At 46.5% G+C, this 21,404-nt stretch carries 19 protein-coding genes and 3 tRNA genes; 12 read left to right on the top strand and 10 right to left on the bottom strand.

Annotated features, from left to right (window positions below; genetic code table 11):
* The first annotated feature begins 6 nt into the window (after positions 1-6).
* Positions 7-975: a YpdA family putative bacillithiol disulfide reductase gene (locus ABQ275_RS03085; protein ID WP_349316801.1), complete on the top strand. Its 969-nt coding sequence runs from the start codon at positions 7-9 to the stop codon at positions 973-975.
* On the opposite strand, the gene murB is transcribed toward ABQ275_RS03085, so the two are convergent.
* Positions 972-1,985: a UDP-N-acetylmuramate dehydrogenase gene (gene murB, locus ABQ275_RS03080; protein ID WP_349316800.1), complete on the bottom strand. Its 1,014-nt coding sequence runs from the start codon at positions 1,983-1,985 to the stop codon at positions 972-974. The two genes, ABQ275_RS03085 and murB, sit on opposite strands and share 4 nt — an antisense overlap.
* 48 nt (positions 1,986-2,033) lie before the next feature.
* Here murB and ABQ275_RS03075 point away from each other — a divergent pair, with 48 nt between their 5' ends.
* Together ABQ275_RS03075 and ABQ275_RS03070 are read left to right on the top strand one after the other, a co-directional pair.
* The gene (locus ABQ275_RS03075; protein ID WP_349316799.1) at positions 2,034-2,696 is read left to right on the top strand and encodes an oxidoreductase; all 663 of its coding nucleotides are present in this window, start codon (positions 2,034-2,036) and stop codon (positions 2,694-2,696) included.
* 44 nt (positions 2,697-2,740) lie between these two features.
* Entirely contained in the window at positions 2,741-4,714 is a 1,974-nt protein-coding gene (locus tag ABQ275_RS03070; protein ID WP_349316798.1) for a DUF3857 domain-containing protein, read from the top strand.
* Positions 4,715-4,719: 5 nt separating this feature from the next.
* Here the strand turns inward: ABQ275_RS03070 and priA are convergent, their stop codons facing one another.
* The 3 genes from priA to ABQ275_RS03055 all read right to left on the bottom strand — a co-directional run bounded on the left by priA (position 4,720) and on the right by ABQ275_RS03055 (position 8,437).
* Positions 4,720-7,161 (bottom strand): primosomal protein N', encoded by a 2,442-nt coding sequence (priA, locus tag ABQ275_RS03065; RefSeq protein WP_349316797.1) that lies wholly within the window; start codon positions 7,159-7,161, stop codon positions 4,720-4,722.
* Positions 7,158-7,925, bottom strand: a complete 768-nt coding sequence (locus tag ABQ275_RS03060; RefSeq protein ID WP_349316796.1) for a lysophospholipid acyltransferase family protein — start codon at positions 7,923-7,925, stop codon at positions 7,158-7,160. The genes priA and ABQ275_RS03060 overlap by 4 nt, the downstream gene beginning before the upstream one ends.
* A gap of 68 nt (positions 7,926-7,993) precedes the next feature.
* Positions 7,994-8,437, bottom strand: coding sequence for a DUF4258 domain-containing protein (locus tag ABQ275_RS03055; protein WP_349316795.1), 444 nt, complete (start codon positions 8,435-8,437; stop codon positions 7,994-7,996).
* A gap of 81 nt (positions 8,438-8,518) precedes the next feature.
* Between ABQ275_RS03055 and mtaB the strand changes: the two genes are divergently transcribed.
* On the top strand, positions 8,519-9,796 hold the full coding sequence (mtaB, locus tag ABQ275_RS03050; RefSeq protein ID WP_349316794.1) for a tRNA (N(6)-L-threonylcarbamoyladenosine(37)-C(2))-methylthiotransferase MtaB: 1,278 nt from the start codon (positions 8,519-8,521) through the stop codon (positions 9,794-9,796).
* 3 nt (positions 9,797-9,799) lie between these two features.
* On the opposite strand, the gene ABQ275_RS03045 is transcribed toward mtaB, so the two are convergent.
* Genes ABQ275_RS03045 through ABQ275_RS03035 form a run of 3 tightly spaced genes read right to left on the bottom strand, consistent with a single transcriptional unit; the run spans position 9,800 to position 11,430 of the window.
* The gene (locus tag ABQ275_RS03045; protein ID WP_349316793.1) at positions 9,800-10,405 is read right to left on the bottom strand and encodes a DinB family protein; all 606 of its coding nucleotides are present in this window, start codon (positions 10,403-10,405) and stop codon (positions 9,800-9,802) included.
* 47 nt (positions 10,406-10,452) lie between these two features.
* On the bottom strand, positions 10,453-11,091 hold the full coding sequence (gene aat / locus ABQ275_RS03040) for a leucyl/phenylalanyl-tRNA--protein transferase (protein ID WP_349316792.1): 639 nt from the start codon (positions 11,089-11,091) through the stop codon (positions 10,453-10,455).
* A 30-nt stretch (positions 11,092-11,121) separates the two neighbouring features.
* Positions 11,122-11,430, bottom strand: a complete 309-nt coding sequence (locus ABQ275_RS03035) for an ATP-dependent Clp protease adaptor ClpS (RefSeq protein ID WP_349316791.1) — start codon at positions 11,428-11,430, stop codon at positions 11,122-11,124.
* 181 nt (positions 11,431-11,611) lie between these two features.
* Here ABQ275_RS03035 and ABQ275_RS03030 point away from each other — a divergent pair, with 181 nt between their 5' ends.
* From ABQ275_RS03030 to ABQ275_RS03010, 5 genes are all read left to right on the top strand, one after another.
* The gene (locus ABQ275_RS03030; RefSeq protein WP_349316790.1) at positions 11,612-13,774 is read left to right on the top strand and encodes a cation:proton antiporter; all 2,163 of its coding nucleotides are present in this window, start codon (positions 11,612-11,614) and stop codon (positions 13,772-13,774) included.
* Between the two features lie 193 nt (positions 13,775-13,967).
* Positions 13,968-14,042 (top strand) — tRNA-Val (locus tag ABQ275_RS03025).
* Positions 14,043-14,071: 29 nt separating this feature from the next.
* Positions 14,072-14,146, top strand: a tRNA-Val gene (locus ABQ275_RS03020).
* Between the two features lie 29 nt (positions 14,147-14,175).
* Positions 14,176-14,253, top strand: a tRNA-Val gene (locus ABQ275_RS03015).
* Between the two features lie 174 nt (positions 14,254-14,427).
* The gene (locus tag ABQ275_RS03010; protein ID WP_349316789.1) at positions 14,428-15,393 is read left to right on the top strand and encodes a glycosyltransferase family 10 domain-containing protein; all 966 of its coding nucleotides are present in this window, start codon (positions 14,428-14,430) and stop codon (positions 15,391-15,393) included.
* 57 nt (positions 15,394-15,450) lie between these two features.
* On the opposite strand, the gene ABQ275_RS03005 is transcribed toward ABQ275_RS03010, so the two are convergent.
* Complete coding sequence (locus tag ABQ275_RS03005) at positions 15,451-16,398, bottom strand: hypothetical protein (protein ID WP_349316788.1); 948 nt, start codon at positions 16,396-16,398, stop codon at positions 15,451-15,453.
* 131 nt (positions 16,399-16,529) lie between these two features.
* Between ABQ275_RS03005 and ABQ275_RS03000 the strand changes: the two genes are divergently transcribed.
* From ABQ275_RS03000 to ABQ275_RS02990, 3 genes are read left to right on the top strand one after another with little or no spacing between them, the layout of a single operon-like run.
* The gene (locus ABQ275_RS03000; protein WP_349316787.1) at positions 16,530-17,189 is read left to right on the top strand and encodes a metal-dependent transcriptional regulator; all 660 of its coding nucleotides are present in this window, start codon (positions 16,530-16,532) and stop codon (positions 17,187-17,189) included.
* Between the two features lie 15 nt (positions 17,190-17,204).
* Positions 17,205-19,076, top strand: a complete 1,872-nt coding sequence (locus ABQ275_RS02995; protein WP_349316786.1) for an Nramp family divalent metal transporter — start codon at positions 17,205-17,207, stop codon at positions 19,074-19,076.
* Between the two features lie 34 nt (positions 19,077-19,110).
* Positions 19,111-19,494 carry a thioesterase, FlK family gene (locus ABQ275_RS02990; protein WP_349316785.1) on the top strand — a complete coding sequence of 128 codons (384 nt, stop codon included), beginning with the start codon at positions 19,111-19,113 and terminating at the stop codon, positions 19,492-19,494.
* 125 nt (positions 19,495-19,619) lie between these two features.
* On the opposite strand, the gene ABQ275_RS02985 is transcribed toward ABQ275_RS02990, so the two are convergent.
* Both ABQ275_RS02985 and ABQ275_RS02980 read right to left on the bottom strand, forming a co-directional pair.
* Positions 19,620-20,357: a LytTR family transcriptional regulator DNA-binding domain-containing protein gene (locus ABQ275_RS02985; RefSeq protein ID WP_349316784.1), complete on the bottom strand. Its 738-nt coding sequence runs from the start codon at positions 20,355-20,357 to the stop codon at positions 19,620-19,622.
* Positions 20,335-21,399, bottom strand: coding sequence for a histidine kinase (locus ABQ275_RS02980; protein ID WP_349316783.1), 1,065 nt, complete (start codon positions 21,397-21,399; stop codon positions 20,335-20,337). The genes ABQ275_RS02985 and ABQ275_RS02980 overlap by 23 nt, the downstream gene beginning before the upstream one ends.
* Positions 21,400-21,404 lie beyond the last annotated feature (5 nt).

Genomic DNA, 21,404 nt, shown 5'->3' with positions numbered 1-21,404 from the left:
TTGTTTATGAACGCTGCTTTCGATGTATTGATAATTGGTGGAGGCCCCATTGGCCTCGCCTGCGCGCTGGCTGCAAAAAAAGCAGGACTGCAATATATCATCATAGAAAAAGGATGCCTGGTCAACTCGCTCTTTAACTATCCGCTGTACATGACTTTCTTTTCCACGTCAGAAAGACTGGAAATAGGCGGTGTGCCTTTTGTTTCCATCAATCCCAAGCCTACCCGGCCGGAAGCACTGGAATACTACCGCCGTGTAGCCACTTCCCATCACATGCACGTAAAACTGTTTGAAGAAGTAAAAACCGTTACGCCTAACGCCGGCGAATATATTATCAACACGGATAAAGGCGTCTATCATACCCGTAACGTGGTTATCGCCACCGGCTTTTATGATATCCCCAACCTCCTGGATATCCCCGGAGAAAACCTGCCCAAGGTAACGCACTATTACAAAGACCCGCATTTCTATGCAACCCAGCAGGTACTTGTAATAGGCGCCCATAATTCCGCCGTGGATGCGGCGCTGGAAACCTATCGCAAAGGGGCACAGGTCACCATGGTGATCCGGGAAGGAGAAATAGGCTCCCGCGTAAAATATTGGGTAAAACCAGACATTGAGAACAGGATCAAGGAAGGCTCCATCAAAGCATACTTCCACTCGTCCGTAAAAGCAATCCGGGAGCGGGAAACAGATATTAACACCCCTGAAGGAACCATTACCATTCCCAACGATTTTGTCATTGCCATGACGGGTTATCAACCCAACTTCAGCCTGCTGGAAAAAGCAGGGATCAGGCTATCCGATGATGCGAAAAAGCATCCGGTATACAATCCAATCACCATGGAAACCAACATGCCGCATATTTACCTGGCAGGTGTGGTTTGTGGTGGTATGGACACACATGTGTGGTTCATTGAAAACTCAAGGGATCATGCAGACAAGATCATTGCACATATTAAAGACGGCGCTTAAACAATATTTACTTCCCGTTCCAGCTGCACACCAAATTTTTCCGCTACGCTATCCAGTACCTGCTGTGATAATGCATATATTTCGCTGCCTGTTGCATGCGCATAGTTTACCAGCACCAGCGCCTGCAAGGCATGAACGCCTGCATCGCCCTGACGGTAGCCCTTCCAGCCACATTGTTCAATCAGCCAGCCCGCTGCCAGCTTATACTCCCCGTTGTCTAACGGATACGCCGATATGTTTGGGAAAGCCGTTTTTAATGTGGCATACTTTGCAGCATCCACTGCGGGGTTTTTGAAGAAGCTGCCGGCATTACCAATCTTTGCAGGATCGGGCAGTTTGGAGGAACGGATATTGATTACCGCCTGGCTGATCGCCTGGATAGATAAATCCTTTACCCCCATACGTTCCAGCTCCTGGTTGATAGCACCATAACTGGTATTGAAATGCGGTTTTTTACTCAACCGGTAAGTTACAGACAGGATCACAAACTGGTGCCGGTATTCCTTTTTAAAAATACTTTCGCGGTAGCCGAAATGACAATCTGCATTATTAAAGGTAACCACGCGGCGGTCTTCCAGGTGCAGGGCTTCCAGCTCATGAAAGGTGTCTTTTATTTCCACGCCATAAGCGCCGATATTCTGCATAGGACTGGCGCCTACATTACCCGGTATCAGCGACAGATTCTCCAGGCCGGCGAGGTTTTGCGCAATACAATATTGTACAAAGCGATGCCAGTTCTCCCCTGCGCCGGCTTTCACATAGACATAGTCGTTATCTTCCCCCACCAGCGTCATTCCTTTCAACTCATTTTTGAGAACCAGCCCGTTATAATCCTGTGTAAACAGGATGTTGCTGCCACCCCCCAGGATCATATGCGGCAGCTGGCTGCTACGTGGATCATCCAATAAGTCCACCAGCTCATCTTTACCGGCAAAAGAGGCAAAATAACGCGCCATAGCCGCTATACCGAATGTATTGTATGGTTGGAGCAGGACATTTTCAGATACCATAATAGCTTAACTTTATAATGGCGCAAATTACTAATCATTTTGAGATTTATGAACAAAACAGCCATAGTTATAGGAGCTACGGGGCTCACCGGTACTCATCTTGTTGCTGCACTGCTGCAGGATCCATACTTCAGTAAAGTAAGGATATTGATCCGCAAGCCCTGGGCGCATCCCCGGCCCGGACTGGAAAGTATTATTGTTGATTTTGATGATGAAGAAAGCCTGGCAGAAGCATTACAGGGCGACACCCTTTTTTGCTGTATCGGCACCACGATTAAAAAAGCAGGTACACAGAAAAAATTCCGGGAAGTGGATTTTGATATTCCGGTGAGATGTGCCACCATTGCACGCACCAACCACGTAGAACAATTCCTGCTGATCTCTTCTATTGGTGCAGCAGCATCTTCCCGCAACTTTTACCTGCGCACCAAAGGAGAAACCGAAGCAGCCGTTTTAAAAAAAGGCTTCATAGGTACCTATATTTTCCGGCCTTCGTTCCTCATCGGGCAACGTAAAGAGTTCAGGCTGGGAGAATGGATAGCAAAATATCTCATGCAGCTCTTTTATTTTTTATTGCAGGGAAGATGGAAGAAATACCGTGGCATCAAAGCCGCTACTGTAGCCAATGCTATGCTGAAAGCTGCCAAACAGGGAGATGCAGGCGTACATATTTTTGAATCCGATGCCATTCAACAAATGGGCGTTTCATGAACAACACGCATGAAATAACCAAATGATTAATACCTTTAACCCGTATGAAACATCTTATCTTTTTCCTGGCCATCATAGCTGTTATAGCAGTGTTTCCTTTACATACAAAGGCGCAGATCAATAATTATTTTCCTGAAACATGGAAAGACGATCCGCACGTTTCCAACCAGGAACAGACGCTGAAACCTTATACTATCCTGGAATACAGGATAGCAAGGGATTTTAATATCACCAGCCGTGATAAAGCGGATGCCTATACGAACTACAAAACTATTTACAAAAAAGTGCGCATCAATACCACTGCCGGAGCAGATAGCCTGACCCAGCTGGTACTGTCTATGGATACTTACGAAGCACTGCGGAGTTTCCGCGTACGGGTAATATTTCCTGATGGAAAGGTGGCTAACCTCAATGAACAAACGAGAACAGTAAAGCTCAGTGATGGCCGGCAGGCCATTGTAGTAAATGACCTTTCCCTGCAATCGGGTTGTGAACTTGAATATGAGATGAACCTAAAGATCCAGTTTGATATTGCCGGCACAGAATATTTACAGTCAGGTCTTGAAGCGCAACAGGTGCAATTCACGCTGGTAGCCCCCAAATCACTGCAATTCCTTTTCAAAAGTGTAAACGGTGTACCGGCCGTTACGGATAGCACCGCTGGTAACAATGTGTTTCATAACATCGCGATGCAACAGGTGCCTGGATTGGTGGCCAATGATCTTTTCTTTTACATGCCACAGCTGCAACGTGTAGACTTTGCCCTGAGCGCCGCTATTAGCGGAAGGGATACTTCCAGGGTCACCTGGCAGGATTTCGGAGAAGAGGCATATGTGCCATACGTAGCCGTCAGTAAAGCAGAATACAAACAACTGGAGAAAGAACTAAGCAAGTGGCCCTTTCTCGCACACCGGATGCCGGTACCACAGCTGATTTACCAGGTAGAACAATATATTAAAACCAACTATACGTTGCGGCAGGCCGACGATGTGTATGAAGCGCCCAACCTGACGGCCATCATACGGAGCAAAAGCGCCGACAAAGCGGGTATGGTGCGTCTCATGACAGCAGCCTATTACATGCTGAACATCCCTGTACAGATGTTGTTTACCTCCGCACGGGATACCCTGCCGCTGGATAAAAATATTATCAACAAGCCGCTGGCAAAAAATATCCTGCTTTATTTCCCTAACCAGCAACAAGCCCTTGCACCAACGGAAACGGATACACGCTTTCCATGTTATCCGCCCTTATGGGCCAATTGCCTGGCCCTGCGATGCCGGGATACACTGGCAGGTACAGAAAGCAAAGTGCTGACAGACTTCATCAACACACCGGTACCAGCTTATACATTGAGCAACATCACAACAGAAGCAACCCTTCGTTCCCTTACGGATCCTGCCTGGGAGGTCAACCAGTCTTTCGGCGGATATGCCGCGGAAAGCCTTAAAACGGCTTTTACCAAGGCCAATAACACAGAGCTGCGTAACAGTGTGCTCAATGCCGTCCTTCCCTTTGCACCCGGCACCAGGCGACCTGCCGCTGTAGAAGCCCACAACGAAACATTTAACAATGTGCCGCTTAGCAGTCCGGTTGTTATCACCAGTACCCTGCATACACCGGGCATCGCCATTCAGCAAGGCACGCAGCTGAATATTAAAATAGGTCAGTTACTGGGAGGCAATATTGACTATAATTTAGCCATGCCCGGAGGAACACATCCCATTCAGATCTCTTTCCCTTATTACCAGGAAAAGCGCGTCCACATTGACATTCCGGCCGGATACAAAGTGGCTAATAAAGCCGACTTTGCCGCCAGTATCGAACACAATACAGGATCGCAACCCGCTCTGGGATTCAAGATGAGATGTGAACAGGAAAATAACCGTTTAAATATCTATACCATAGAATGGTACAGCCAGACAGATTATACAGGGGAAGATAAAAAGACCTTTGAAGAAATGATCCGCCGGTTAAAAACACTACAGCAACAGGAATTGATCCTGACAAAAGAATAAACGGGTTATACACAGTCTACATCCGGTACAATCACTACAGCGCGGAATCTTTTTTCCGCCTGCAACTGGATAAAATATTCCCGGAGTACCTGTTTTATATGTGCGATCACACGTGCTTCGCGGGGCAGTTTGATCAGCATCTCCTGTAAATAATTATTACGTACCCGGGCTATCAGCGGAGCTGCCGGTCCTACCAGCTGTGCACCAATATGCGGTTGCAACCAGCTCGCCAGGATCTGTGCTGCCTGTTCTACTATCAACTGATTTTTATGGCGAAGGGTTAATTTCAGGATACGATAAAACGGAGGATAGCCAAACTGTTGCCGCTCCGCTATTTCCGATTCGTACATCCCTTTATAATCATGCCCGGTAACATAATGTAATACCGGATGCCTGGTATTGCTGGCCTGGATCAATACGGTGCCTTTGTCATGCTTGCGGCCAGCACGGCCACTCACCTGCTCCATCATTTGAAAGGCCCTTTCATTTACCCTGAAGTCAGGGTAACTCAACAAACTATCCGCACTCAGGATGCCTACCAGGTTTACGTTTTCAAAATCAAGCCCCTTTACCACCATCTGCGTACCCACCAGGATATCGATAGACCGTTCTTCCAGCAGCTGGATCAATTTATTATGACTATCCTTATTCCTCACAGCATCCACGTCCATACGCGCAATGCGCGCATCCGGGAAGATCTGTTGCAGGTCATCTTCTATTTTTTCTGTACCAAAACTTTTAGGGATCAGCGATTGGGAGCCGCAGGCTTCACAGGAGAACACATACGGATAGCGTGTACCACAGTAGTGGCAATGCAGCTTATCCTGGTTCTTATGGTAGGTAAGCGATACATCACATTGCTTGCAATGTGGAATCCAGCCACAGGTAGTACACAGCAGGAATGGTGCATATCCCCGCCTGTTCTGAAAAAGGATCACCTGTTTCTGGTCGGCCAGACTTTGTGTGATCGCTGTTTTCAGCGCCTGTGTAAAATTGCCGTCCATGGTTTTTTCTGCCATTTCCTGCTTGATATCCACAATATCGATCACGGGCATTTCCATTCCGCCAAAACGTTCTTTGAGTTCTACCAGTCCGTATTTGCCCTGTTGTGCATTATAATATGATTCCAGCGCAGGCGTAGCAGAACCCAGCAGCACCTTGGCTTTGAAGAGCCCTGCATAATAAATGGCGGCGTCCCTGGCGTGGTAACGTGGTGCAGGGTCCTGTTGTTTGTAGGAGGCGTCGTGTTCTTCATCAAGTACAATCAGTCCCAGGTCCCTGAATGGCAGGAGCAGGCTGGAACGCGCACCCAGCACGATTTGTATCTCACCATTCTTTACCTTATTCCATATTTCCACCCGCTCATTATTACTGAAACGGGAATGATAGATGCCGATGCTGCTACCAAAATGTTTCTGCAACCGGCGGATGATCTGTGCGGTGAGTGCAATCTCCGGCAACAGGTACAGTACTTGTTTACCGGTGGCCAGGTATTCTTCCATCATCTTCACATATACCTGTGTTTTACCACTGGAAGTAACCCCGTGCAACAGGGTAACCTGTTTTTCTTCGAAATGCCTACGTACTTCCAGCAGTGCGGTTTCCTGCGCAGCACTCAGATCAAAATCTATCTGGGCATCTACCTTACCGGTAGGAATACGATCTACCGTACGTTTCTCTACCCACAAAATATTTTTATCTACCAATCCCTTTAACTGGGCGGTGGTAGCACCTGATTTTTTCAGCAATTCATTTTGCAGCACATTGCCCTGTGTTTTCAGCAGGTGCAGGTATGCCAGCAGTAGTTCCATTTGTTTGGGCGCGCGGCCCATATCGTTGAAAAGCGCCGCCAGTTTTGATTCTTCCTGGTATTCGGCGTGGAGTTGTACATAATTCTCTTTCTTCTCCCGATATACTTCTTTCAATTCTTCATATACCAGACATACTTTTTTCTCTATCAGTTTTTTGATAACAGAATATACTTCAGACTTATCCAGGATGAGCTGTACTTCCTCGATACGCAACTCTTTGCGGATATGCAAAGCTTCTGCGATCAGGTATTCATCATCATCCAGTGCCGTAAAATCTTCTCCGTAAGCATCATTAAAAAGTAACAGTGTTTCGCTGGAAAGCTTCAGGTGAGCGGGTAAAGCCGCATTCAACACTTCGCCTTCACTACACATATAGTAACTGGCTATCCAGCTCCAGAAGGCTAACTGTGTGGGATATACGACGGGATCTTTATCCAGCATATCCAGCAGGGGCTTGGTTTTATACAACGGCGCATGTTCATGGATCGCTTTCACAATACCGGCATACTTCTTCTGTTTACCTAACTGTACAGCTACGCGGCTACCCACCTGTAAGGCAGTTTCCATGTTGGCAGGAACAGCGTAAGTATAATTTTTAGGTAATGCCAGCGGCAATATTACATCTGCGTACTTCATCCTACTTGTTGCAAGGTTGGATAATGGTGATACTTCCTGAGTTCAGCTTCCATGATATCAAAAGTCTGTTGTTTCAGTGTATTGATATCATTCAGCGTAAGTCCGGCAACAGGAATGGAAGGCAGAAATACGACACGGCATTTACCGGGAGAGATATGCATAGGCCCTTTATGCGGTAACCGGTGACCGGCATCCAGGTATAATACGGGTTTGACAGGTATCTGTAATTCAATGGCCATCCGGAAAGCGCCATTGTGAAAAGATCTTAATGGCTGATCGCTGTCGTTGGTGGTTCCTTCCGGAAACATGAGAATGGAAATACCTGCCTTGAGCGCGGTCATCATCTCACGTACACTCCTGGCGCGTGCGGACGCATTAGAGCGGTCTACAGCAACAATAGAATTTCTGTAGATAAATCCGAAGAAAGGAATTTTGGATAATTCCACTTTTCCCAGCGGACGGAAAGGAAGACGCATTACTTTTACCGCGATAGCTGCATCCAGGTAAGAACGGTGGTTTACCACGTAAATACAGGGCGCATTGTCCCGCTCACATTCATATTTGCGGCTCACCCACATGCCCACCAGCGGAAACCAGGTATGTGCCCAGAAACGTAAAAAATAAAATATGATATTACCCCCCCTTTGTTTTCCCAGCAGCGATGCGAGGAAAATAGGCGGTAGTATTAAAAACATAATACCCAGAAAAGTGGCGGCGGCGTACACTACATAGATAACACGCAACGGTTTCAATAAAAAATTCATAAACGCCCTGAAAATGGTTTAAACGAGCCTGAAAACTACGATAATAATTGCGGATTGCGAATTCGTACTTACTCGCAATGGCAGCTCCAGTCCTTGTCGAGATCTATACAGGTGATCACCTTCATATTGTTTTCATCGCAGGGAGCAAATACGATGCGCAGGTGCTGGCCTTCTGTAGAGTAGCCTTCCAGTGCATAGGTAGGACACGGACGGTCGTTGGGATCGGATTTTTCAGGATTGATCCTACCTTCGGCCAGGATTTCCTGTACTTCTGCCTTCGTCACATGACGGCACTCCATCCGACAAATGGCATGCCTGGTATATTCCAGTTGGGCATATCGGTTCAACTCCCCGCCGGAAACGGTGGCCGCTGTTTTGGGTGCCCTGGTTGCTACAGGCTTGCTACCTATGGCAGGAGGAGGAACAGTTCCTTTCCACCATTCCTTATGCCAGCCGGCAAAAAGCAGCAGGGCCAATAATAAAACCGGCAGGTATTTTTGTAATGACTTCATATAGTATAGAAAAGCTGCGTAAAATAGTCAAAATTCCGGACCTGACTATGACATAAAAAGTTGCTACCTTTGCCCTCCTTTATGGAACAGGTAAAAACAGTAGCATTTCATACACTCGGCTGTAAGCTGAACTTTTCAGAAACCTCCACTTTGAGCAGGTTACTGGAACAGGATGGGTTTGTAAAAACAGATTTTGATAATAGTGCAGATGTATATGTTATCAATACCTGCTCCGTAACAGATAACGCTGATAAAGAATGCCGGCAGCTGGTACGCCGCATTCAACGCCGCGCCCCGCAAAGCATGGTGGTGATCACCGGTTGTTATGCACAGCTGAAACCACAGGAAATCGCTTCTATTGAAGGGGTTGACCTGGTACTGGGTGCAGCGGAAAAGTTCAATATTGCGGAACACCTGAAAACACTTACCAAAGGAGACAGTACCAAAATATGCTCCTGTGATATTGAAGATGTAAACACCTTCCACGCTTCTTATTCTCTCAACGACCGTACCCGTACCTTCCTGAAAGTACAGGATGGCTGTGATTATACCTGCACCTTCTGCACCATCCCCATGGCCAGAGGTAAAAGCCGCAGCGATAGTGTTATCAATGTGGTAGACCATGCCCAAAAGCTGGCAGCAGACGGTGTAAAAGAAATTGTACTCACCGGCGTAAACCTCGGCGATTTCGGTAAAGGCATGGAAGGCGGGAAGAAAAGAGAAGAAACTTTTTATGAGCTGGTACAGGAACTGGAAAAAGTAGCCGGTATAGAACGCTACCGCATCTCTTCCATAGAACCCAACCTCCTCAGCAATGAAATCATTGAATTTGTAGCCAACAGCCACAAGTTTATGCCGCATTTTCATATTCCATTGCAAAGCGGCAACAATGAAATATTAGGCTTAATGCGCCGCCGCTACCGCCGTGAGCTGTATGCGGAAAAAGTGGCGCTGATCAAACAGTTCATGCCGCATTGCTCCATAGGTGTGGATGTGATTGTAGGATTCCCGGCTGAAAGTGACACCCATTTCCAGGACACCTACGATTTCCTGCATGGCCTGGACGTATCTTACCTGCACGTTTTTACTTATTCAGAACGCCCCAATACACCGGCACTGGATATTAAGCCGGTAGTACCGGTCAATATCCGTCATGAGCGCAATAAATTACTGCGCAACCTGAGCCATAAAAAGCTACAGTTCTTTACTGAGCAGCACCTGAACCAGACCCGGAAAGTGCTGTTTGAATCTCATGGTAAAGACGGTATGATGGAAGGTTATACGGATAATTATATCAAAGTCACCACCCCTTACCGAAAGGAATGGGTGAACCAGCTTATTGACTGGGAACTGAGATAAAGCCTATTTCGGAAATCCCGGATCTCCTTTTACTTCTTCAATCTGTTGTGTATGCCGGTTGGTATGTCCGGCGTCCATTAGTAACACCTGATAAGCGTCTACTGGCCCGAAAAACGGATTATCCGTTACATGATTGCGCATGTCGTCGCTGGTGTTCGTAACATAGTCAATCAGTTTATCCCGTTGTGCGGTAAATGCGGTGATGGCGTCTCCCGGAGTAGTGTAATTATGTTTCGGCAACATCGCTTCCTGGGCCTTCACTTTATGGCTACGGTCTCCCATCATTTTCAACAGACTTTCATCTGTGATCTTAATATCCTTTCTTTTTTCCGGGTTGGCGGGCTGCTTCACCATGTCCTGTTCTCCATCCATCATCGCTTTTTCTACCAGCGTGATGTGTTCCACACATTCGGCAATAGACCAGCGATCCGCTGCAGTCCTGTATTCCAGCTGCGCGTCGGTGAGTCCGGCTACATCTTTCAGGAGGTTGTCTTTGGTTTGTTGCAATTGCTCTATCAGGAGTGTTTTGTCATCCTTTACAGCATGGTGTCGGGGGGCAATGAAGCCGGAGAACGCGACGGCAGTCAGCAATAACATTACTTTTTTCATGATGGTAATTTTTAATGCAAGAAATATGGGGTAAGGAGATGTAGAAGTTACGAAAAATCGAGGAGTTGTAAAAATTCTTCCCGGGTAATAAATCCCGCGCCCAGGGAGGCCAGGTGATCTGTGTGTACCTGGCAGTCTATCATGGTGAGTTCATCTCCATAGGTCTGCACAAAAGTAATAAAGGCTGCTTTGGAGGCATTGCTCACATCGCTGAACATAGACTCCCCGAAGAAGAAGGCGCCGGTTTTAACACCATAGAGCCCTCCTACCAGGCGATCATCTTCCCAACATTCTGCCGACAAAGCATAACCGGCTTTATGCAGCCTGATATAGGCTTCCTGCATCTCGGGCGTGATCCAGGTACCTGCTTGTCCTGCCCGGGGAATACGGCTGCAGCGGGCTATTACACCGGCAAAGTCCTCATTGAAGGTAATCCGGAAACGGTTCTTCCGCAGCAACTGCTTCATGGAAGCAGACACCTTCAGGTCGGCAGGAAATAAAACGAATCGGGGGTCGGGGCTCCACCAAAGAATAGGTGCTTCATCATACCAGGGAAAGATACCCGAATGATAGGCGAGCAATAATCTTTCTACTGAAAGATCTCCGCCCACAGCCAGCAGGCCGTCGGATTCCGACAGCTGCACAGGAGGAAAAATGATTTGTTCATTGAGTTGAAAAACAGGCATAGCTGAAAACTAAATGCTGGTAGCCAACAGCTATTTATCGGCCATTTCTTCAATAGTAGCACTGATACCCCGCTCCAGGAGAGCTTCGCACAGCGGGCGCAGTTTCAGGTATTCCCCTTGTTTGACGGCATATTTGCCGTTATGATGAATGATCAGGGCACATTGCTCTGCCTGCTGATGACTATGACCACATACTTCTATCAGGGAGGAAATCACCCAATCAAATGTATTTACTTCATCATTCCACACGATCAGGCTGAAGGGAAATTGTTCATCTTCCGCTACCAGCAAGTCTTCCAGTTCCTTTGTAAATACCTCTGTATTTGTCTGCTCGCCCATTTTTTAAAAAAGCTTTACGCGAAATTACATGGATTATTCGTTAATTTATCCATATTTGAAGGAAGAGATTTGTTATTTAGAGATTTGATTATTTAACGATTTAGATATTTTGCTTCCGGAGAAGACCACTTCTTCCAACAAAATCCCAAAATCGCTAAATAAAAAAATAAAAAAAAGTTATATGGTTCCTAGCTCGGTTTTATTACTGGATACTTCCTTACCCTTGAAGGATCCGGTACCTATTTTTGCGTTGGTTTTATTCATCATACTGCTGGCGCCTATCATCCTGCGTAAATTCCGCATCCCCAGCATCATCGGATTGATCCTGGCCGGTATGCTGATCGGTGATCACGGTTTCAAGATCATTGAAAAAGGAAGTATTGACCTGTTTGGCAATGCTGGCTTATTATATATCATGTTCCTGGCCGGGCTGGAACTGGACATGACCGAGTTCCTTAAAAACCGTTACCGTAGCATGGTTTTCGGGGCGCTTACCTTTTTCATACCGCTGATGCTGGGCTTTGTGGTATGTACTTATGTGCTGCAATTCAATTTCATGGCCACTTTGCTGGTGTCCAGCATGTTTGCCACACATACACTGGTGGCTTATCCCCTGGCCAGCCGCCTGGGTATCACAAAAAATGAGGCCGTTACCGTGGCAGTGGGTGGTACCATCATTACCGATACAGCAGTGTTACTGATCCTGGCCATTATTACCGGTGCGCAGGCAGGTAACCTGAATACTTATTTCTGGATACGCCTGGGTATCTCCCTGGCTATTTTTGCCGCCATCATCCTGTGGCTGATGCCGATGCTGGGAAGATGGTTTTTTAAGAAGATCAAAGACGACAAGACCTCCCATTTCATATTTGTACTGGCACTGGTATTTGCCTCCGCATTTCTGGCCGAACTGGCCGGCGTGGAAGGCATTATCGGCGCGTTCCTGGCGGGGCTGGCGCTGAACCAGCTCATCCCCCATACGTCGCCTTTAATGAACCGTATCGAGTTTGTAGGCAACGCGCTGTTCATTCCTTTCTTCCTGATCAGTGTGGGCATGCTGGTAGACCTGCGCGTATTACTGAATGGGCCGCAAGCCCTGATCATTGCCGGGGCGCTGACGCTTATGGCGATCACCAGCAAATGGCTGGCCGCATTTTTTACACAGCTGATCTTTAAATACAGCAGCACGCAACGTAATGTGATCTTTGGTTTGAGTAGTGCGCATGCTGCCGCTACCATTGCCGTGATCCTGATCGGTTTCAATATGGGCATCGTTGATGAACACGTACTGAACGGTACCGTAGTGCTGATCCTGATCACCTGTATGGTAGGGTCTTTCGTTACTGAGAGCGCCGGCCGCAGACTGGCTATCCAGGAGGCGGAACGGCAACCGGAAATGCCCGACCAGCCTGAACGTATACTGGTACCTATTTCCAATCCCGATCGTATTGAATCATTGCTCGACTTTGCCGTGATGATCAAAGACACCCACGCTACCACTCCGATCTATCCACTGGCTATTGTACAGGATAATGACGAGGCCCGGGAAAAGGTCCATCTTACCAACAAAATGATGGAGAAGGCGGTAATCCATGCTGCGGCTACGGAAAGCAACGTACAGGTGGTTACCCGGATTGACCTCAACGTATCTGATGGCATTGCACGCGCTACCAAAGAGCTCATGGTCAGTGATGTGATCCTGGGCTGGACAGATAAAACGAGTACAACAGACCGCTGGTTCGGTACCATCTTCGGTACTACCATGGACAACGTACTACAAAGCGTATGGGAAACGGTATACGTATGTAATTTCCTGTACCCGCTGAATACTACTAAAAAAATGGTACTGGTACTACCTCCCAACACAGAGTATGAATTGGGTTTCCTGCATTATCTACAGAAAATGTTCATGCTCGCTAAACAGGCAGGTGCAAAACTGGTAGTATTTACCAACAGCAAAACACAAACCTTTGTAGAAGCCTTTACCGCACAGTCAAAGATGAGCATAGAGCTTACTTTCAAACAGTTTGATACCATCGAAGACTTTCTCATCCTGTCAAGGGAAGTTACCCGCGACGACCTGGTAGTGGTGGTAACGGCACGCAAAAGTACTTTATCCTATAATGCTTATATGGACGGCATTCCAGGCAGGGTAAGCCGTCATTTTAAAGATAATAACGTGATTCTGCTCTACCCAGAACAAACAGAAGTTGATTACCCCGATGGCGGTATACAACTGGATGACCTAACGTTGGCGCCTATACAGGAACAGTTGGCCAACCTGAATAAACTGGGTAAAGTGGTGAAAAGAATCTTTAAAGGACCCAAAACGAAAGACGAATAATTACTGATTTTGTACACACTTTTAATCATATGTATCTACAAAAAAAATAATTTACAGTTGCTTCAAACTCTTTGCATAAAAGGGTTTGAAGCCATCTTCCCCTTACCGTTTGAAAAAATATTTGGTAGAATAAAAATAGTTTATACCTTTGCAATCCCATCGAACGAAAGGTTCGCATGAATCGAAGAAAAAAGGGAGCTTAGCTCAGCTGGTTCAGAGCATCTGCCTTACAAGCAGAGGGTCACTGGTTCGAATCCAGTAGCTCCCACACTTCAACTTTATTAAAGATCTTTTTTAGGGAGCTTAGCTCAGCTGGTTCAGAGCATCTGCCTTACAAGCAGAGGGTCACTGGTTCGAATCCAGTAGCTCCCACACTTCAACTTTACTAAAGATCTTTTTTAGGGAGCTTAGCTCAGCTGGTTCAGAGCATCTGCCTTACAAGCAGAGGGTCACTGGTTCGAATCCAGTAGCTCCCACCAAATAAGCCGTCTCATTCTTTTGAGACGGCTTATTTATTTTAAGCCTTTCCCACAGGTTTACCGACCATCTCCTAAACACCATTATAAAACTATGCAACGTATCTTTGATACCAGAACGATTGGAATAGTGCTCTATTTATAAAATGAAACGATTATAACACGCGTAAAACAGCTATGCTAAAAACGTTGCTCAAATATATTGGTGTAGGCATAAAAGAGAAAAAAACGGGTTATAAGTTCAGCCCTACTACGGCAAATATTGAAATGCTGAATTTCTGGCCACACGAAAACACCGCCGATTTGTGGCTGCATAAATTTGCTGCTGACCGGTTTAAAGACCAGCTTACACCCGACAATGTGCTGTCATTCTCCTCTGTTTTTGGCGAAAAATCTCATATCGGAAAAAGCCCCGCCGGTACAAAAGTTTTTTTCTCCGGTGAAAACCTGATCCGGTTTCCCCAATACGAAGATTGTTGCTTCGGCACCGTAGATCTGTCAATGGGGTTTGATTATACGGATCATCCGGACTATGTACGTTTTCCATTATGGATCCTCTATCTTTTTAAACCGGATTGCAATTATACAGCGATCAAAAAACAACTGGCGCACATCACCACTTCCATCCGGACCGGCTACAAACCGGACAAACAATTTTGTTCCCTGGTTTGCAGTCATGATGTAAATGGTATCCGCACCCTGTTAATGGAAACACTCAGCAACATTGAGCAAGTGGATAGCGGCGGCATATACCTTAATAACACCAATGCCCTGAAAGAAAAATATAACGATCATAAACTGTCTTTTCTGAACAGTTACAAGTTTAATATCTGCCCCGAAAATACCAACAAGGAAGGGTATGTCACAGAAAAGGTATTTGAAGCTATCTGGGGAGGCTGCATACCGGTTTACTGGGGAAGCAACAATAATCCGGAACCGGAAGTGCTGAACAAGGATGCTATCCTGTTTTATGAAGAAGAAGGCGACATCGCTGCATTAGTGAAACAAGTAGCAGACCTGCATGCAAATGAAAAAAGATACCGGGAATTTATGATGCAGGACAGGTTTAAACCGCATGCCGCTGAATATATTGCTGATATGGTAAGTGAGGCAGAGAACAGGATCAGAAAATGTTTGCAGTAATAAAGCAGCCGGCCCGAAGTAAACGGGCCGGCTGCTTTTATTTTACATTAACCTATCTTATTTCTTTTTCTTCTTTTCCACTTTCTTTACAAAGCCCCCTTCAAAAAAACATTTAATACCACGATAGGCACCGCAGCCACCGGTTTCACGGATGCTCACCCTGCCGGCCGAAAACTGGAACGCAATACCACAGGAAGATTCCTTGTCTTTAAATTCTCCCCTGTTGCCTGCTAAAAAATGTCCTTTACCACTGATTTCTCCTTTACAGTTACCATTATCTTTTGAGAAAGTAATAAAGAACTGGAATGATTTGGCGTCTTCATCATCACGGATAGATACGATGTTCATATCTCCGGAGGTATAGTCAGCGGAAAACTTGTGCTTACGTGGTAAGGTGTCAATCGGGTTAAAGATCTGTCCGGGTGTCGTAGGTCCGTTAGAGTTAGTCATGATCAGCTGTGTATTCCCGTCCTTGTCCACCATAAAGAAATCTTCTTTGAGTGCGGAGCGGCTTGCTGTTAATCTCTTCTCGGTACTGATCTTGATCACATTCCTGGTATCCACAACCACGGAGGTAACTACCCCGTCGCTACTACCGGTGTTGGCTATACGTACGCGGTTCAGGTATTTCCCTTTTTTATCCAGGAAGCATAGATACCCCGTTGATTGCGACTTTCCGGTGGCTTTCAGCACCATATAGTCTACCAGGCTACCGGTGATACGTTGCAGCGGGAAAAGCCGTACCCGTTCGTTGCGGGCAAAGTCTCCTTTTGTCAGCGTATCCGTTAAAAACCGGTTCACATCTGCGGTGTCCAGTGCCAGTGAATCCGCCTGTTTCAGTAATAAGCTATCCGCGGTTAGTTTATAGGGCAAAGCACCCGGCGTGAACAACGCCCGAAAATCTTCAAATGTCATGGGTTCTGCCGCACCGCTTCCAGGTTTCTTCTTGGTTTTGCAGGCTACTAAAACACCAATCGTCAATAATAATAACAGGTAACGCTTCATGACAAATTTTGATTCTGAGCTAAAAGTTAGATATAATTTTTATATGTGCGCTGCTAAAATCAAAAAACATACCGGATGAAGAAAAGTTCAGAATTATTATTTAGATTTGTCTAAATAATAATTTAGGTCGTATGAACTTATCAATCGCAGAAGAGAATTATGTGAAGTCCATTTATAAGTTACAGGAAGGAGAATCTGTGGTAACTACAAATGCACTGGCATATGAACTGGACACTAAACCAGCCTCTATTACGGATATGGCCAAGAAGCTGAAAGAAAAGAAGCTGATAGATTATGAGAAATACAAGGGCATCACTTTATCTGCAGAAGGTAGAAAAGCGGCTTTACAGATTGTGCGCCGCCACCGGCTATGGGAGTGCTTTCTTGTAGACAAGCTCCGGTTCAGCTGGGAAGAAGTGCATGAGCTGGCGGAAGAGCTGGAACATGTGCGCAGTGAAAAACTCACTAACCGCCTGAGCGAATACCTTGGCAACCCGGTGATTGACCCCCATGGCGACCCCATCCCCGATGCACATGGCAAACTGGCCAAACCAAGACCCCAGACATCCCTGGATCAGGCCAATGCAAAAAGACTGGTTGTTACAGCGGTAACTGATCAATCCGTAGCCCTCCTGGCCTTTCTCAACGCAAAAGGCATCAAACTCGGCACCCAATTGGAAATTGTAGCCCACTACGAATATGATAACTCAATCGAGATCATTATAAAACATCAGCCTGCTATTACCATCAGCGAACAGGTTGCTAAAAATATCATGGTAAGACCCGTTTAAAAAGAATTACGAATCATGGATTCCAGTCATTCAAAATCCCTTAGCGAAGTACATCAGAGTATAGATACCAACGGTAAATCAAAGTGGAAAAAGCTATTCGCCTTTTTTGGCCCTGCCTATCTCGTCAGCGTGGGTTATATGGACCCCGGCAACTGGGCTACTGATCTGGCCGGCGGTAGCCAGTACGGCTACAAGCTGTTGTGGGTGCTGCTCATGAGTAATCTCATGGCCTTATTATTACAAAGTCTGAGTGCCCGCCTGGGCATCGTTCGCGGTCGTGATCTGGCGCAGGCCAACCGGGAAACTTACCCCCGCGGCGTAAACTTCATCCTTTATATCCTGGCAGAAATCGCTATTGCAGCCACCGACCTCGCAGAGGTACTCGGTATGGCCATCGGGATTCAGCTGCTGACAGGATTACCACTCGTATGGGGCGTATCACTCACCGTACTGGACACCTTTATCCTGTTGCTATTGCAGCGTTATGGCATCCGCAAAATGGAGGCGTTTATCATTGCTCTCGTAGCTGTAGTGGGCATCTCTTTCCTGATTCAGCTCGTGATGGCAAATCCGCCCATGAATGAAGTAGTGATGGGGCTGATCCCCGGCATCCCGGACAATACAGCCCTGTACATCGCCATCGGAATCATTGGTGCTACTGTTATGCCACATAACCTTTACCTGCACTCCGCACTGGTACAAACACGCAAAATAAAAAGAGATGATGCTGGTATCAAACAAGCCATAAAGCTCAATTTCATTGACAGTACCATCGCCCTCAACCTCGCCTTCCTGGTCAATGCGGCCATCCTGATACTGGCGGCAACGGTGTTCTTTAAAACCGGCCGTACGGATATTGCAGAAATCCAGGACGCCTATCAACTGCTGGAACAGTTACTCAGCAGTAAACTGGCGCCTATCCTGTTTGCCGTAGCACTTATTGCAGCGGGGCAAAGCTCTACAGTAACGGGTACCCTCGCGGGACAAATAGTGATGGAAGGCTACCTGCACCTGCGCATCAACCCATGGCTGCGGCGGCTGCTCACCCGCCTGCTGGCCATTGTACCGGCATTGCTCACCATCCTCATCGCAGGGGATAATAAGGTAGGTGAATTGCTCGTATTCAGCCAGGTTCTACTGAGCATGCAGCTGGGCTTCGCCGTTATTCCCCTGATCCATTTTGTAAGCGATAAAAATACGATGGGCAAATATGCCATCAAACCCCTGACAAAAGTACTCAGTTGGGCTATTGCAGCGTTATTGGTGTATCTTAATATGCGTATGGTATATACAGAAGCGATCAGCTATATATCCGGCAACAGCAATATTTTTGTAGATGGAATTATTATCGCCGCAGGCATAGGCTTTATTGCACTCCTGTTCATCACGATCATCTACCCGCTGCGCAGCCGCTACCGGCAGGAAGCTTCCGGCGGTATCCACGCGCCACAGTTCACGCTGGGGGAACTGGAAAAACCGGAATACAAACGTATCGCCATGGCACTGGAATTCAGTAAAAAAGATGAACAGATCATCGCCAATGCCATTGCTCACGGTAACGCACATACGGAGTATGTTTTAATACATATCGTGGAAAGTGCTTCTGCCAAATATTTCGGCAAAGAATCTGATGACTTCGAAACGCGAAAAGACCAGGAACAACTGGATACCTATATCAACTTGTTAAGAACCCGTGGCATCACTGCCACAGGACTGCTGGGCTTCCGTCATCGCGCCAAAGAAATTGCACGCATCGTAAAAGAAGAAAAAGCCGACTTCCTCGTACTCGGAGGTCATGGACATAAAGGAATCAAGGACTGGATCTACGGAGAAACAGCCAACCAGGTAAGACATTCTGTAAAAGTACCGGTACTGGTTGTGCAGTAGCTGCTATTACTTAACGATACCAAACTTATCCTGCATGCGCCCTCTCTTTCAACCCGGTGATACCCGGCATTTCTCGCGCATTGTGCGCCAGGAAGACTGCGCCTCCTTCGACAGCGGACTTGTACACCCGGTATATGCCACCTTCGCACTGGCCCGTGATGCGGAATGGTGCTGCCGTTTGTTTGTACTGGAAATGAAAGAAGAGGATGAAGAGGGAATAGGCACCCGGCTCACCATTGAACACAGCTCCCCCGCCCCATTGGGCAGCCAGGTGGATTTTACAGCTACCATAGTAGTTGTGCAGCAACATGAAATCAGCTGCAGTTATGAAGCACGCGTAGGTGAAAAAATAATAGCCACCGGTATACAGGTGCAGAAAATATTAAAGAAGACCAGGATTAATGGATTATTGGATTAAACAGGATTGAACATTTGAACAGAAATAAATAAGATTAAAGAATTAATAAAATTTAAATCAAACAACAAAACACCCATCCTATTAATCCTATAATCCTTTAATCCTGGTCAATCCTTCAATCCTGGTCAAAGGCCCAGTGCAAGTTTCAGCCTTGGATATCCTGTTTTACTCACCAGCACTTTAGCGCCGCTGCGCAGAATAGCGAGGTGGTTCTCCTTTTCATAAGGATCAATACGGGTTACCTGGTTTACATTGAGCATATAAGACCGGTGTACCCGTGTAAACTGTTGCGGGTCGAGGGTTTTCTCAAAAAACGACATCGTTTTGTTCTTCAGAAAATTGCCTTCCTGGGTAAATATCTTTACATAATCATCTGCTGCTTCCAGGTAGTGAATATCCTGTACGGGGATGATTTTTATTTTTCCATTGATCTTAATAACTACGCGGTTGCTTTGTTGTGGTGTAGCTGCAGCCGTTTCCAGCAAAGCTTCTGTGTTTGTGCTATTGGTAGTATGCTGGTCCAGCCACTTCTGCACGGCTTTATCAAAACGCTCCCGGGAGAAAGGTTTCAGCAGGTAATCTACTGCATGCACTTCAAATGCGCGCAGGGCATGCTCTTCAAATGCTGTAGTAAAGATCACTGCCGGCATGGGTTCTACCAGTTCCAGCATTTCAAAACCGGTGATCTTGGGCATCTGTATATCCAGGAAAATAATATCCGGCTGATGTTGCTGAATAGCTTTTAATCCTTCAAATCCATCATTACATTCCTGCATGAGTGCTATCTGCGGAAAGTTAACCAGAAACTCTTTCACCACTTCACGGGCCAATGGTTCATCGTCAATTATTACTGCTTTTATCATGGGTTTGTGGTACTTTAATCAGTGTTGTAAAAATATGCTCATGGACCGCTGTTTCCAACAGGTCCTGCCGGGCAAACAACAGGTAAAGCCGGCGCTTGATAGAACTCAGGCCAAAGCCCGTTCCCTTATTGGGTTGCTGCAGTTCGTTATCAAACGGATTCTGCACTTGTATATATAACATCCCTTCCTGTACCCAGGCTTGGATGGTAATAGTAATATCGCCTATTGTATCATACAGGCCAAACTTAATGGCATTTTCCACTACAGGCTGCAACAGCATCGGTGGTATCTGCATTTTCTCTGATGCCTCATCGCGTATAACGTCGGTGGATAAACGATGACCAAAACGCACCTTCTCGATATCCAGGTAAAGTTGCAGGTACATCAGTTCTTCCGGTAGCGAAATCCAGTGATCATCTTCCCGTTTGAGGGAGCCACGCAGAAAATCGGAGAGCTTCAACACCATTTCCCGGGCCTCCTGCGGACGCAGCATAATGAGGGCATTGATAGAGTTCAGGCTGTTGAACAGGAAATGCGGTTGCAATTGCTGCCGCAGCTTATACAACTCCGCTTCCCGCACAATCCTTTCTGTATCATCCTTTCTTTTCCTGGCATCCTGCTGTTCTTCTTCATCATACCATAACTGGCTTCTCAGGCCGATACCGGCTATCATCATGCAGCCAACAATGAAGTGGGTCGGAACGGCATTATTCAGCCAGTTGATATATACGGAGTCCGTATCAAATGACCTGACCAGCAGCCAGTGGCTGAAGAAAACCCATAAAGCAGCCATCACAAGACTCACCACCGTTACATACAACACCTTGTTCATACCGCCGGCAGGGCGGTAATAGGCCAGGTTCCGGCTAATAACAATACTGGCAGCACCCAGCAATATTACATGCACGGTGCTGTCAGTAAATGCCTGCCATAATGAAAAATCAAACCAGTAGTAGAGCAATCCTCCGTATAAGAGCAACCAAAAGAGAAAAGAGATAATGAAGCCCCACCAGGTATTGCCGGTATATAATTGTTTTGCCAAAAGAG

The organism is Chitinophaga sp. MM2321 (assembly GCF_964033635.1).
In the GTDB taxonomy this organism is placed as follows: Bacteria; Bacteroidota; Bacteroidia; order Chitinophagales; family Chitinophagaceae; genus Chitinophaga.
This window is presented reverse-complemented; position numbering and strand designations above follow the sequence as displayed.

Excerpts from the sequence above, each read along its gene's own strand:
- ABQ275_RS03085 (WP_349316801.1), top strand. The coding sequence starts at position 7 with ATGAACGCTGCTTTCGATGTATTGATAATTGGTGGAGGCCCCATTGGC.
- murB (WP_349316800.1), bottom strand. The coding sequence starts at position 1,985 with ATGGTATCTGAAAATGTCCTGCTCCAACCATACAATACATTCGGTATA.
- ABQ275_RS03075 (WP_349316799.1), top strand. The coding sequence starts at position 2,034 with ATGAACAAAACAGCCATAGTTATAGGAGCTACGGGGCTCACCGGTACT.
- ABQ275_RS03070 (WP_349316798.1), top strand. The coding sequence starts at position 2,741 with ATGAAACATCTTATCTTTTTCCTGGCCATCATAGCTGTTATAGCAGTG.
- priA (WP_349316797.1), bottom strand. The coding sequence starts at position 7,161 with ATGAAGTACGCAGATGTAATATTGCCGCTGGCATTACCTAAAAATTAT.
- ABQ275_RS03060 (WP_349316796.1), bottom strand. The coding sequence starts at position 7,925 with ATGAATTTTTTATTGAAACCGTTGCGTGTTATCTATGTAGTGTACGCC.
- ABQ275_RS03055 (WP_349316795.1), bottom strand. The coding sequence starts at position 8,437 with ATGAAGTCATTACAAAAATACCTGCCGGTTTTATTATTGGCCCTGCTG.
- mtaB (WP_349316794.1), top strand. The coding sequence starts at position 8,519 with ATGGAACAGGTAAAAACAGTAGCATTTCATACACTCGGCTGTAAGCTG.
- ABQ275_RS03045 (WP_349316793.1), bottom strand. The coding sequence starts at position 10,405 with ATGAAAAAAGTAATGTTATTGCTGACTGCCGTCGCGTTCTCCGGCTTC.
- aat (WP_349316792.1), bottom strand. The coding sequence starts at position 11,091 with ATGCCTGTTTTTCAACTCAATGAACAAATCATTTTTCCTCCTGTGCAG.
- ABQ275_RS03035 (WP_349316791.1), bottom strand. The coding sequence starts at position 11,430 with ATGGGCGAGCAGACAAATACAGAGGTATTTACAAAGGAACTGGAAGAC.
- ABQ275_RS03030 (WP_349316790.1), top strand. The coding sequence starts at position 11,612 with ATGGTTCCTAGCTCGGTTTTATTACTGGATACTTCCTTACCCTTGAAG.
- ABQ275_RS03010 (WP_349316789.1), top strand. The coding sequence starts at position 14,428 with ATGCTAAAAACGTTGCTCAAATATATTGGTGTAGGCATAAAAGAGAAA.
- ABQ275_RS03005 (WP_349316788.1), bottom strand. The coding sequence starts at position 16,398 with ATGAAGCGTTACCTGTTATTATTATTGACGATTGGTGTTTTAGTAGCC.
- ABQ275_RS03000 (WP_349316787.1), top strand. The coding sequence starts at position 16,530 with ATGAACTTATCAATCGCAGAAGAGAATTATGTGAAGTCCATTTATAAG.
- ABQ275_RS02995 (WP_349316786.1), top strand. The coding sequence starts at position 17,205 with ATGGATTCCAGTCATTCAAAATCCCTTAGCGAAGTACATCAGAGTATA.
- ABQ275_RS02990 (WP_349316785.1), top strand. The coding sequence starts at position 19,111 with ATGCGCCCTCTCTTTCAACCCGGTGATACCCGGCATTTCTCGCGCATT.
- ABQ275_RS02985 (WP_349316784.1), bottom strand. The coding sequence starts at position 20,357 with ATGATAAAAGCAGTAATAATTGACGATGAACCATTGGCCCGTGAAGTG.